This window comes from Echinicola sediminis (assembly GCF_054777495.1).
Map to the genome: position 1 here is coordinate 26589 of NZ_BAAHAP010000033.1, position 13615 is coordinate 40203.

General features: G+C 43.6%; 8 protein-coding genes. 6 read left to right on the forward strand and 2 right to left on the reverse strand.

Features of this window, described 5'->3' with window-relative positions; translation table 11 throughout:
• Positions 1 to 23 precede the first annotated feature (23 nt).
• Positions 24 to 404: a response regulator gene (locus ACYVAA_RS10540; protein ID WP_460541333.1), complete on the forward strand. Its 381-nt coding sequence runs from the start codon at positions 24 to 26 to the stop codon at positions 402 to 404.
• Positions 405 to 684: 280 nt separating this feature from the next.
• Here the strand turns inward: ACYVAA_RS10540 and ACYVAA_RS10545 are convergent, their stop codons facing one another.
• Positions 685 to 2604 (reverse strand): peptide-N-glycosidase F-related protein, encoded by a 1920-nt coding sequence (locus ACYVAA_RS10545; protein WP_460541335.1) that lies wholly within the window; start codon positions 2602 to 2604, stop codon positions 685 to 687.
• A 222-nt stretch (positions 2605 to 2826) separates the two neighbouring features.
• Positions 2827 to 4263 (reverse strand): alkaline phosphatase family protein, encoded by a 1437-nt coding sequence (locus ACYVAA_RS10550; protein WP_460541337.1) that lies wholly within the window; start codon positions 4261 to 4263, stop codon positions 2827 to 2829.
• A gap of 248 nt (positions 4264 to 4511) precedes the next feature.
• Between ACYVAA_RS10550 and ACYVAA_RS10555 the strand changes: the two genes are divergently transcribed.
• From ACYVAA_RS10555 to ACYVAA_RS10575, 5 genes are all read left to right on the forward strand, one after another.
• The gene (locus ACYVAA_RS10555; RefSeq protein WP_460541339.1) at positions 4512 to 6104 is read left to right on the forward strand and encodes a PQQ-binding-like beta-propeller repeat protein; all 1593 of its coding nucleotides are present in this window, start codon (positions 4512 to 4514) and stop codon (positions 6102 to 6104) included.
• A 274-nt stretch (positions 6105 to 6378) separates the two neighbouring features.
• Complete coding sequence (locus tag ACYVAA_RS10560) at positions 6379 to 6975, forward strand: RNA polymerase sigma factor (protein ID WP_460541341.1); 597 nt, start codon at positions 6379 to 6381, stop codon at positions 6973 to 6975.
• 93 nt (positions 6976 to 7068) lie between these two features.
• Positions 7069 to 8100: a FecR family protein gene (locus tag ACYVAA_RS10565; RefSeq protein WP_460541343.1), complete on the forward strand. Its 1032-nt coding sequence runs from the start codon at positions 7069 to 7071 to the stop codon at positions 8098 to 8100.
• A gap of 166 nt (positions 8101 to 8266) precedes the next feature.
• Positions 8267 to 11746 (forward strand): TonB-dependent receptor, encoded by a 3480-nt coding sequence (locus tag ACYVAA_RS10570; protein ID WP_460541346.1) that lies wholly within the window; start codon positions 8267 to 8269, stop codon positions 11744 to 11746.
• A gap of 12 nt (positions 11747 to 11758) precedes the next feature.
• Positions 11759 to 13543 carry a RagB/SusD family nutrient uptake outer membrane protein gene (locus ACYVAA_RS10575; protein ID WP_460541348.1) on the forward strand — a complete coding sequence of 595 codons (1785 nt, stop codon included), beginning with the start codon at positions 11759 to 11761 and terminating at the stop codon, positions 13541 to 13543.
• Positions 13544 to 13615: the final 72 nt, after the last annotated feature.

Here is a 13615-nt window from a genome sequence, read left to right on the forward strand (position 1 = left end):
TTTATAGAATCAATTTTTTGGGTATGGAAAACGAAATTCTCTTAATCGATGACGATGAGGTGACCAATTTTGTTCATCGAAGATTAATATTAAAGGAATCCCCTCTGGCTACCATAACAATAGCCGAAAACGGGAAAAAGGGTTGGGACTATATATACCAGAGTCAGTTTAGAAAGTTTACCGTTTTTCTGGACCTCAATATGCCCGTAATGGATGGCTGGGGATTTTTGGATACCTTGCAGTCCAATGCCAGAACGTTGACCTCATCGGTGGAGGTGATTATTTTGACTTCCTCCATTGACAGAACAGAAATCAAACGGGCCAAAATGTACGAGCAGGTAAGTGCATACATTCATAAACCCCTTCAAAAAAAACATCTACAAGATTTGATAGCGGTGTGGTAAAATCCATTCGTCTTTCCCTAGTTCAATTTTGGTGTCAAGCGATAAAGGCCATGTTTATCGAAGAGCTTCCAAATATTTTTGCTACAGGGAAGCATTCTTACAGAATGGAATTTAAATCTGAATATCTCCCGGACTGCCCCACCTTTTAGGCCAGCCCGGGAGAATCCATCATACAGTGCTTATAGGAAGAAAATACTCGGGTTTCGTCTTAAAAACCAGAAGCTGTTTCAAGGAAATCCTTCGATTAAACAATTAACCTTTAAACTTTTCAACCTTCCTGCTACTCTTTCACCCTTACCCGCTTGTTGTAAACGACCTTGTCGTTTACAAATACCCGGAAGAAATACCTGCTCTTGGGGTACCTGCTCAGGTCAAAGGTCAGCTTACCTTCTTTGAAGTCCTTATAAGTGTGCTCTTCCACGATTTCTCCTCCGGGATCTTTCACGAGCTTGATGACCACGTCTTCCGGACTGTTGGCCAGGTAGTCAAAATAGGTGAAGTCATTGGTCCTGGTAGGGAAAACACCCAGGGAGATTTCGTCCTCCTCGATAGGGTCCGCATGCTCCCCAACGGTAAAGTTATAGGTAATGCTGCTTCCAAAATCGGAATCAAAGCTTTTAACTATTTTATCTCCTTGGTTCAGCAAGATCGCCTTTCCTCTCCCTGCCTTGGTTTTATACCAAAACTCCAAGCCGTCACCGCCCTTGTCGGTAAGCAACAACTGGTATGCCCCAGCGGGAAGGTCAAGCGTGTCCTTGTAAGTGGTGTCTGCAATTAAACTGCCCTGGGACCTTTCAAACAGGGTATTGCCCTTGGCATCAATGACTTTGAAGGCATTGTCTTCCGCAGCCTTATTGGTTTCCAAATGGAAAACCAATTTAGGTTCATGGATAGGGGTGCGGGAATAGGCCGAGCTCATTTGGTTGTCCGCTTTGTAGCCGTCCTTTTTCCTGTTGGGCTTGTCCAATTCAAAACGGTAAGTAAGGTCACCATGCTGGGGAATCAGTCCCTGCATGCTGACGGTATCCATCTCCCCTGGTTGTAGAGAACCTTTCCAGTTAAATTTGCTGTCTTTTTCTCCCTCGGCTCCATGGCTGATCTCAACAGATGTCAATGGGCTGCTACCGTTGTTTTTGATGACAATGGTGGGGCCAAAAGCCGCAGGGTTTAATCTGCTGTGTACAGCCTTGTCAGAAGGGATAATGATGTCCTCAATGCTCACGTCATTTTTCTCCTGGTAGGGCTTGTATTGGATAAGGTAAGCGGCAATCAGTTCATTGGCGCTTGGTTTAGGTGAGGTATAGTCCTCCATCTGAAGCTGAACGGTGTGTTCGGGCTTATTTAGGGAGAAATCATAAAGGTCAGGTTGGATCAGGTCTCCCGGACACCAGTTTGCCCGGTCAAATATCCAGGTGCCTGCCTGAGGATAGAGCGGGTTTTCTCCACACTGTTTCCAGATCTGGCGACTGGCTACCAGTTTGCCGTCCAGTAGAAAATCCCGGAATTTGTTGCAAAACTCACCACATCCATCCGGCCGGTCCATGCCATGACCTGTTTGGATAATTCTCAACCTTCCTAAGGTCGCACCATTTTCTGGGGCAAAACCCACAGGCTTCAATGCCTTTTCAATAGGGTTTTCCTTGTCACCATAAGCGTAAGAGCCATGATATACTTTTGTAATGGAAACAGGCTCCATGATCGGTTTTCCTTTAATTATATCGAAGGCCACGGTTACTTTCCAGCCACGGTCATTGTTGGGCTCATAACCGGTGTGTTTGTACTCTATTTCCACGCTGTCCCTCAAAAGCAGGGAAAAATCCGTCACATCCACCTGCCAGTCAAATTCCCAGTCCTTGCCAAAAGCCCCGCCATAAGGGGTGAGCATTCTGCCGATCTCGAAGTCCTGTACTTCTCCGTGTACCCCGCCGGTTCTCTTTAAGGTGATATGGTCCAGGTAATCCCAGTCCGCACAGCGCATATTATCCGGGCAGGCAAACTTGATTTTCATGATGATCTTTCTGATGTCTTCCTCCTTGTCGGGAAAGGTAGCCCATTCGGTATAGGTGTTTTCGCCCTTGGAAGGGTCCGTAACGACAGTGATGGCATCATGGCTGGTCACCCGCAGTGTGTCTCCGGGACTGGCCCAAGTCTTCCCGACGATTAGTAAGAGCAGGAGCCATAAAAGTTGAAAAGGTTTCATTCTAAGTGAATATGGGGTTGAATAATTTGTTTTTTTGATGGATAGTTTTGATTGTGCCGACCCGATGTGGAAGACGGAAGGACCAAAGCAGGAGTGCCGTTAATTCCTCGTAAACCTCCCTGTTTACCGGCAAGGCAGCAGGGCTTCTCTACGGCTCTTCGACAAGCTCAGGGCCTTCGGTCGTCGTGACGGAATAATTTAGAGAAAGCCTTTATGCGTTGTCTATTTGTTTTTAAGTCTGATCATTTCTTGGTTCCAATCATTATGGATTTTTAGCAGCTCCTGAACCTTTTCGGGATGCTCTGCCGCAAGGTTGGTTGTTTCCGTAGAGTCGGTGGCCATATTCACCAGGTACAGTTTGTCGTCCTCGCCAAATTCAAGCTCCTTTTCCGGATCCCAAGGATTGGCATGGAGTTTCCAGTCTCCCTGTCTTACTACCCAGGAGTTGGTGCTGCTTTCAGGGTCGCCTGTGGCCCAGTGCAGGATGTCATGCTGGGAGGGGGCATTTTTGTCCTTGATGAGGGGCAGCAGGCTCTTGCCGTCAATTTCATCCCGGTTGGGAACCTCGGTATTGGTCAGCTCTGCCAAAGTAGGCAACCAGTCGATGCTGTTGGCCATTTGGTTTCTGACTTCGTTGGCAGGTACGGCTTTAGGGTAGCGGATCATGGCCGGTACCCGGATGCCGCCTTCCAGCATGCTGAATTTGGCGCCGTGGAAAGGTCCGTTGTTTCCGCCTCCGAAGAAGGCCCTTTCCTCTGTGCTATGCCCGTGGTCGGACTGATAGACAATGATGGTGTTGTCCAGCTGTCCGGTAGCTTCCAAGTGGTCAAGGACCTCTCCGATCATCTCGTCGTAGGTGCTTACAAATGCGGCATATTCTTTTCTCGGGCTAGGGGTGTCCTTGTAGTGCTCCAGCCATTTGGCTCTTCCCTGATAAGGGTAATGGGGCATGTTGATGGCCCAGTAAATAAAGAAGGGCTCTTCTTTTGCGGGGTCGGTGAACTTTTTTACCTCATCCACCATCAGGTCTCCAAAGAATTCTCCCTGATGGTAAACTTCTTTTTCATTTCGATAAAGGTCATGCATGTTGGGACCGTGCCAATAGAAAAAATGGCTGAAATTGTCGATGCAGCCTCGCTGGTGGCCAAAGAAGTAGTCAAAGCCCTGCCCGTTAGGGAGTTTTTCGGGGCTATGTCCAAGGTGCCATTTTCCAACCAGTGCTGTTCCGTATCCTCCGGCTTTGAAAATTTCGGCCATGGTGATTTCCTCTGTAGGGAGCCCCGATTTGAATTCCGGATCCGCATGAGGAGGAGCGACATTCCCAAAAAGCCCGGCGTGGAAATTGAATTTTCCGGTCAACAAGCTGGCCCTTGATGGAGAACATACAGGCGCGGCTGCATAGAACTGGGTGAACCTTACCCCTTCTTTGGCGATCCTGTCCAGACTGGGCGTTTCAAGATCCTTTGCACCATAGGCATTGATATCCATGGTTCCTTGATCGTCTGTAAAGATGACCAGAATGTTTGGCTTGCCGTTTTCTTTTGCTTCAGCTTCCTTTTGGGGAGCAGTTTGCTTACAGGAAGAGAAAAGGCCAAGTATACAGCCGCCTATCAACAATGTCTTGTTAACGAAAGGTTTTATTCTTTGATTGATATGCATAAAAGGGGTGAATTGTTTCTGTTTTATTTATTATAACTTCGATTAGTTTGGTTATTTTTTTACTCAACTTTCATTCAAATATATAGAAATAGAGGGAATAAACGTATGGGTATTATATCAATGGTGGAAGCTTTCAAGGATTATGGTTAAAAAATGACAAGGATAGGTTAAAATCTGTCAGGTGTTTAGTGAGAAAATTTTGTTGTTTTGATAGACTATGTTTGTCAACGAATAGAGCCCTTGACCTAATGAATACGAATAAAATCCTCCTCGTTTTTTTTGCCCTAATTTTTTCTGTTTGTGCCTGTAGAAACTCCCAACAGGCCCATCAGCAATGGCCTCAGCCTTCCGGACCTAACGGTAACTGGCAGCTAGAGACAGAGGACCATGTACCCACCGCTTTTAGTGTCACTACGGGAGAAAATATCCTTTGGACCTCCCCTTTACCTGAAGGAGGACAAAGTGGGATTGCAGTATGGGGGGACAGGATTTTTTTGACCGTCATGAAACCCGTCATGGAGATAAAGGAAAAGAGTGATTTGATGGGATCGGATATTTTGGCCCTGTGTGTAAATGCAGCAGATGGTGAGATATTGTGGCAAAGGCCCTTGGCAGGAAGCAGTAAGTCGGAGTACATGTATGGTTTCAGTGACAGCTCCACGCCAGGACCGGTGACGGACGGTGAATACGTCTGGTTTTATAATGCCAGTGGCAATCTTTCCTGTTTTGACTATGAGGGGAATTTAATCTGGGAAAGAACCTGGAAACCCGTCGAAGAACTGGACGGTGTCCATTTTCCCTTCAACAAGCAGTTCGAGCCGGTAATAGAGGGAGACATTATCGTCAATGAAGAACCCTATTGGGAAAAGGATGGTATCCGTGAATATGGCTGGAATTACCTGTTTGGTCTTGATAAGAAGACCGGAGAAGTGCGGTGGATCTCAGAAGATGGGCTGACACATTATAATACGCCTTTTTATGGCAAGACTTCAGAAGGTGTCCCCGCTTTGCTTATCGGTAGAGGAGGGCATCACGGGGTACCGGAATCCCCAAGAGGCTATTCACTGATAGACTTATCAAACGGGAAGAGGGTTTGGAAATATGATGCAGATAAAGGTTTGTCTCTTTATCATGCTACATGGAACAAAGACTATGCGGTCTGGTATACGGAAAAAGAAAATGAAGTGCACCTGTTGGATTCCAAAACTGGTAAACTGATGAAGAAAATCTCTTTGACCGAGAATGCGGATGTAAGGCTTTGGGATGAGGGGCAAGGAGGCTATAAGCTGTTGTCCAATATCAATATGGAAGAAGAAATAGCCCCTGTGGTGTTTCCTGCATGGTTTACCAATATCGTAGTGGATGACAAGCTCTTTTTTATGTGTTTCAAAAAGGGAAGGTACAGGGATAATATCGGGCCTGAGTATACGCTGGGAAGGATAGATCTGAATACCGGTAAAGCAGCATACCTACAGGTGCCCGTGCAGGTTGAAGTAAAGGATGGGAAGAAGGAGTATATATGGAACCAGGAGCTTAGTACGGAAACCATCAATACCCGGGGCTTGGATGTCTCCCACGACAAAAGGTCCCGCCGGGATGGTTGGCATTGGAATTTCAATGGCAATCCCATCAGCGTGAACCATAAGATCTACTTTACCACCATGCTTGGGGTGACCTACTGTGTGGATGCTCGTACGGAAAAATTTGATGAAAACGCCTTGGTCAGTGTGAATGATCTCGGCCCCAAAGGAGAGACCTGGTCTGTCAATACGCCTTCATTTGCCAATGGCCGGCTATATCACAGGACCTTGAAAAACCTGATCTGTATAGGGGAGGAGTAAAATTGCTTGATGATGGGCATTAGGTTATTTCATGATGACAATATCCAAAAACTTGTACGTATCCTTTCAAGAGAGGAGGTCCTCTGTTAATTTCGATTTCATGCCCCATAAGGAACAAAACTTTTTAAGAATAACTACAGAGGTACTATCGTTAGTTGTAATATTGTGAAATAATTAATTTTTTGTTTTGTTTCGATTTCATTACATTTATCCTCAAACACTGCTTTCCAATCTTTTGATGCCCAATTAATAACCTAGCTCTTTTAGCTTTTGAATGTTCAAAGGAGAAAAAAATATTGATAAGGATTCTGTAAAAGCGCTTGCAGAAGGCTCTCAGGATGCCTTTGATCAACTGTTTAGAAAATATTCTAAAAAGATATATCATGTAGCCCGTAAAATGAGACTGGGTCATGAAGATGCAGAGGGCGTAGTGCAAGAGGTGTTTATCAAAGTATGGAAAAACAAGGAACGTTTAGACCCCGAGCTCTCATTTAATGCTTATTTAATTGCTATCGTTCGATCCATAGTGATCCGTCAGGTTCAGAGGAAGGCCAAGCTGATTTCTTATAAAGAAAACCTTTCTCCATTTTTAGATAAAAGTGATAACCAAACAGAGGATTACATCATTTTTTCAGATATGATGGATTTATCATCAAAGGTCATGGAAAGTCTGCCTCCTAAGCAAAAACAGGTTTTTATGATAAAAAACATGGAGCATTTGAGCATTGATGAGATTGCTGAAAAGCTTCAGGTTTCCCGTAAAACTGTTAAAAATCAAATTTTTAGAGCCAGTAAATCACTTAAAGAGAAACTGGCAGATTCTAAGATTATCTCTGTTGTCGTGCTGCTTTTTCTTTTTTTAGGTGCTTAATTCCAAATTCTGAAAAAAAATAAAAAAAAAGTGAGTCCCTGAGTGGGTCGTAAGGGATGCTTGTGTCTATATAAAAGTAGTAACACAAGATTGATGGATAAGAAAAAACAACTGGACGACTTTATTGAGGGGAGGCTTTCCGATCGGGAGGCGCAAGCTTTTTTGGAATGGATCATGTCCCAAGAAGGAGAAGAGGAATTGGCGGCTTCCATTGATGAAGTATGGTTTAACAAAAATAAAGAGGAAGAGTATCCTGAATGGGATATGGAAAAACTGTTGTCAGAAACCCAAAGGTTGAGGGGAGAAGGGAAAAAACTGGCGTTATTAAAGAGTGGCAAAGTAAACAACGGGCCTTCTAAAAATAGAAGCTGGAATGCTCCTTGGTTGAGAGTTGCAGCGGTTCTGGTATTCCTTTTTTCATTTTCCTATGTCCTGTTAAAATGGAACGAAAAACCAGTTGAAGTAAAAGAAATCCCCGCTCCGGAATTCATCACCAGGTCCAATCCTTCAGGTGTCAAGACCAAAGTTCAACTGCCTGATGGCTCAGTGGTGTTGCTCAACTCTGAAAGCTCCCTGACTTACGCCAAGGACTTTGTGAACAATAGGAATGTGGAGTTGGAGGGGGAGGCATTTTTTATGGTGAATAAAGATAGTTTACACCCATTCTCTGTGAAAAGCAAAAGACTTACTACCGTGGCATTGGGTACTTCATTTAATATTAAGGCGTTCAAGGGAGATGAAAAAGTAGAAGTGACTTTGGCTACTGGCAAGGTAAGGGTAGAAGATGAGTTGACTTCTAAGGCTCTTCTTTTGGATCCCGGAGAGGCCACCAAAGTTGAAGACAATTCCGAGTCTTTTGATAAATACAAAGCCGATGTCTCATTCATCACCCAATGGAGATTTGGGGTTTTGGAATTTAGAAAAACGCCATTCATACAGATAATAGAAGAATTAGAGCGATGGTACGGAGTGCAAATAAAGGTCAATGGAGAATTGCCGGCAGAGAAGGGGTCGGGTAAGTTTAGAGATGGTGAATCGCTGGTGAATGTCCTTGATGTGTTGAGTTACTCCGTGGATTTTGATTATGAAATCAAGAAAAATCTTGTTGAAATAACCTTTAAATAACCATCATACCCCTGTGCCTATGAAATAAAACAACTATCAAAAAGAAAAAACGGGAAGTACGCCAATACCTCCCGGAAACATCGAATTGCCATAATTAGCTTTCAGTATGCAACGACAAAGCTGATCATGGCCGCAATAATCCTATGTTTTAATCAACTACTAAAATATGAATAATTACTTACGAAAAATAATCATGTACACCAAGTATGCTATATATGGCTGTTTGATCATGATTCTTGCTATGACCTCTGTTGCTGCCCTCTCGGCCAATGCCCAGGCAAAGAATATTGAGGAAGTGGTAATAGAGTTAGAAACCTCTGAAACAACACTTAAGCGTGTTTTTGGTGAGATAGAAAGGAAAACACCCTTTAATTTCTTCTTTACCGATAAAAGTGTGGATATGAAACAATCTGTGGTCTTGTCACAAGAGAAGGCCACGGTTGCGGATTATTTGGTGGAGATAGCAAAGCAGTCAAATTTAAGGTTCAGGCAAGTAAACGAAACAATCAGTGTGAACACGGCTGGTGAAAAGCCCGTGGAAAATCTTCAGCAATCAATTGCTGAAATTACAGTTTCCGGAAAAGTGACTTCTGAAATAGAGCCCCAAGGAATTCCTGGAGTCAATGTGCTTTTAAAAGGAACGACTAGAGGAACGGTAACCGATATTGACGGTAATTATTCACTTGCGGTTCCTGAGCAGGGGGCGGTATTGGTGTTTAGCGCCATTGGTTATACCACAACAGAGCAGCAGGTAAACGGCCGGACTACAATTAATTTGGAAATGGATGAAGAGGTGTCCGCCTTGAATGAAGTGGTGGTAGTAGGGTTTGGCTCCAAAGAAAGAGAGGATATTACTGGGGCAGTGAGCTCGGTAAAAATGGATAAAGTTTTGGGAGACCGACCTGTTACCGATGCGGCCAAAGCACTTCAGGGGTCCATTCCAGGCCTTCAAATTACTTACGGAAGTGGGCAGCCAGGTTCAGGAACAAACATAAATATCAGGGGATTTGAATCTATTAACGGAGGAAGCCCGCTGATATTGGTTGATAATATTCCTATGAGTTTAGATGATGTCAATCCAAGGGATATTGAAAATATCACCGTTTTGAAAGATGCATCAGCAGCTTCCATATATGGTGCAGAAGCGGCTTTTGGTGTGGTGTTAATTACGACCAAATCGGGTACAAAAAATCAACCAATGAAGTTGGAATATTCTAACAATTTTGGTTTTACCAAGCCAAGTACTCTGCCAGAGAAGGCTTCTCCGTTGGAATTTGTCACAGCTCTTCAATCCTGGGGGCAGCAAAACTACTGGACAGGGCAAAATGTGGATACTTGGATCGATTACATCAATCAGTACAATGCCAATCCAAGTGCATATCCGGATGGTTATATCGAAGATAATGGACTGAGGTATTATGTTCGTGAAAATGACCTTTATGGAGAGTTTTTAGGGGCCAGTGGATTTGAGCAGATCCATAATCTTTCTGTAACGGGAGGAACGGAAAAAACATCCTATAGGGTTTCTTTAGGTTATAATGACGAAGACGGTATCATGGTGACCGATAATGACAGTTATCGACGCTACAATGCAAGCATTAACTTGATTACTGAAATCACACCGAAACTAACCACTACTTTTAGTACACTATATAAGAATGGTCTGCGCACTGGGCCGGTAAGTGGAGATTGGAGCGGTATGTATTATAGTGCCATCAATTATCATTCAGCTACCCCGATAGGAGAAGGTGAGATTGATGGACAAAGATTGCCCTATGCTACCCCCGCCAATTTAATCAGGTATTCCCCTATGCGAGAGAATTTTGATGAAATGATCAGGTTTTTCGGGAAGGCTACGTTGAAGCCGATTGAAGGTATGGAGCTAAATGCAGAGTATACTTTTGAGAAGAAAAGAACGGAAGTGCAGGATCCGTCCTACACTCCTACGATGATCAATCCGGCCACAATGGCCATAACACCCTATCAAGCTAGTCAATCTTCTTACTCTACCAGTACATCCAGAAGAAACTATCATGCACTTAATGCATATGGTAAATACGATAAGACGCTTGGAAGCCATAAGCTACATTTCATGTTGGGTATGAACCAGCAAACTTCTGTTGCTGAAAGTTTCTATGCGAGCAGAAGGATGTTGATTTCCCCCAGCAATCCAGGCTTGTCCACTGCCACAGGTGTAATGAGTGTGGATGATGGTTATACAGATTACGGAATTATTGGCTTCTTCGGTAGAGCAAACTACGATTATAAGGAAAAGTATCTGTTGGAAATAAATGGTCGCTATGATGGGTCATCCCGGTTCCCTAAAGGAGACCGTTTTGGTTTCTTTCCTTCAATTGCCGGGGCGTGGAAAGTAAGTAGGGAGCCTTTTATGGATGGCATTGCCCAGACTATTACCAATTTGAAATTAAGAGCATCCTGGGGTGAAATAGGCAACCAGGCTATTGAACAGCAATTCGGTAACTATCCTTACCTTCCAAGCATGAGCCCTTATGAGGCTGCATGGATCGATGTAGATGCCGGGCTGAGGGCTGTTAGCTTGGGGACCCCTTCCTTGGTGAGTGCCAGTTATACATGGGAACGCGTTCGTACCTTGAACTTAGGTGTTGATTTTGGCTTATTTGATAATAAGTTGTATACAGCTTTTGATTGGTATAACAGACAGACCCTGGATATGCTTGCTCCCGGGGCACAACTTCCAGCAGTAATCGGTGCAGAAGCTCCACTTCAAAATGTGGCTGATTTGAAAACTTTGGGTTGGGAATTGGATATCAAATGGAGAGAAACCAAAGGAGACTTCGATTATAGCTTGGGGTTCAATTTATTTGACAACTCCACAGAGATTATTAAGTATCAAAACGAAGCAGGATTAATCAATCAGTTCTATGTTGGTCAGAAAATGAATGACATCTGGGGATTTACAACCGCCGGGTATTACACGGAGGCTGATTTCGTAGAGGGAAGCCTTGATGCCAATTTACTAAATGGTCAGCTTAAAGAGGGAGTGCCAGGTTATAAAGGAGTAAATCAAAATCCCGGAGACGTAAAGTACGCTGATTTGAATGGTGATGGGGAAATCTTCACCGGCAATAGCACATTGTCTGATCCAGGGGACCGATCCGTTATTGGTAATTCTACCCGGAGGTTTGAGTTTGGCCTAAATGGTTCAGCCTCTTACAAAGGATTCGACCTTTCATTGTTTTTGCGGGGTATAGGTAAGCGGGATTTATGGATAAGCAATCCAGTCGTATTTCCTTATACTTTTGAGTTTACCACGATCTACAAACACCAATTGGATTACTGGACTCCTGAGAATACGGATGCTTATTATCCAAGAAACTATCCCAATGGGGGAGGAAACTATGGTGGTAATTTAAGGACTCAAACCAAGTACTTGTCCAATGGTGCCTATCTAAGGGTTCAGAATATCACATTGGGGTATACCTTCCCTAAAGCCTTATTGGAGAAGTTGCATATCAGTCGTTTGAGAGTGTATACGTCTGGCGAAAACCTATTCAATTTCGATCACCTACCTGATGGCTTGAATGCAGATTTGAGCAACATCAGTCAAGGAGGTAATTATCCCTTTATCAAAAAGGTTTCTCTAGGACTTAATGTGACACTTTAAAATTCGATGAAGATGAAATTGTTAAAAAATATAGCCATTTGTTTTTCAATGGCAGGTTTAACACTTAGCTGTGTAGAAAGTACATTGGACAAAACACCTGAATTGGTATTCTCTGAAGACAATGCTTTTGAAAACTTTCAGGTAACCCAGACCTATGCCTTTGGTTTTTATACCGCATTCTCCGGTTATAATGATTTAGGCGTGATTAATAGTGATTGGAATGCAGACTTGATGATGAACAATAATTCCAATCAAGGAGCTTCTTGGATATGGGGAAGGGAAACCATACCCACTACATCAGGTATTTGGAACTTCTCTTTTGTGAGAAGGGTAAATATCATGCTGAAGAACCTGGAAGCTTCCAATATGACAGAAGCAGAGAAAAACCACTGGCGAGCAATAGGGTACTTCTTTAGGGCTTACGACTATTACGATAAAATAGCAGCCTATGGGGATGTGCCTTGGATTGATAGGGTGTTGACCGATGATGATGAGTTGCTGTATGCTCCTAGGACACCTAGAGCAGAGGTGGCTCAGCATATTTTGGACGACCTGCTTTTTGCAAGAGATAATATTATGGAGCCGGGGACAAATGGTATTCCCAGCAATAGCATCAGCAGTGATGTGGTTAGGGCGTTGATTTCTCGTTTTGGTTTGTTTGAAGGTACTTGGAGAAAATACCATGGACTTTCAGGTTCGGACACTTTCTTGAGAGCAAGTGCCGATGCGGGAGCTGAATTGATTGCCAATAATCCCTCTTTGCATCCCAACTATAATGAACTGTTTAACAGTGCTTCTTTGGCGGGGGTGCCGGGTATTCTCTTGCACAAAAGTTATGAGGTGGGGGTGCTGACGCATGTACTTACCTCAAGGCACAAAAACTCTGCCGGCAACTGGGATATCACTAAGAGGGGAGCAGATTCTTATTTGATGAAGGATGGACAGACCCGATGGAACAGCCCATTGTTTGAGACCGATCGAGATCCGTATGCAGAGTTTAGAAATAGGGATTTGAGAATGTTATATACTATTACTCCTCCTTTTAGGGTTAAGCCAGTTCCAGGTAACCGACTGGCATGGGAGTATTCGGATGATGCTAAAGACAGAGAATACATAGATTTCATGGAGACTATATCCGATGAGGCTCAAAAGGTGCTGCCAAGTAGGAATCATGCGGGATATATTTTGAGGGTTTCCCCTCACTTTAGGGATTTTAATGAAGGAGATCCTTATAATGTTTCCAGGACTGGTTATAAACTGTTCAAATACTATAACCGTCTTCATGATATCCAGAACAATGACTTCAATGATGCTCCGGTCTTCAGAATGGGAGAAGTCTTGGTCAATTATGCGGAGGCTAAATGGGAATTGGGAGAGTTTGATCAGTCTGTAGCAGATATGACTATCAACAAACTTAGAGAAAGAGGGGAAGTATCACCGATGACTGTTTCAGCGATTGGGCCTGATTTTGACCCTACCAGAGATGCGGAAATTGATCCTGTACTTTGGGAAATCAGAAGAGAACGAGGAATTGAGTTGATGGCAGAAGGTTTTCGTTTCAATGACCTGAGAAGATGGAAGAAAATGGATTACACCAATGACCCTAAGTTGGGTAGATGGATAAAGGCAGCAGATGTGAATAATCGTATCCCAATCCAAGGTGGGGCTGCTGAAGGTTATATCCAGTTTTTCCCGGGTACGCCACCGGCTTGGGAAGACTATCAGTACCTTTATCCGGTACCCTCTGAGGAGATTGCATTGAATCCTAATTTGGAACAAAATCCAGGCTGGGAATAATACATCGTCTTTAATCTAATTCATTTTGCCCTTGGTGTCCTCTGTTTTTTTTAGGATACCAAGGGTGTTTTT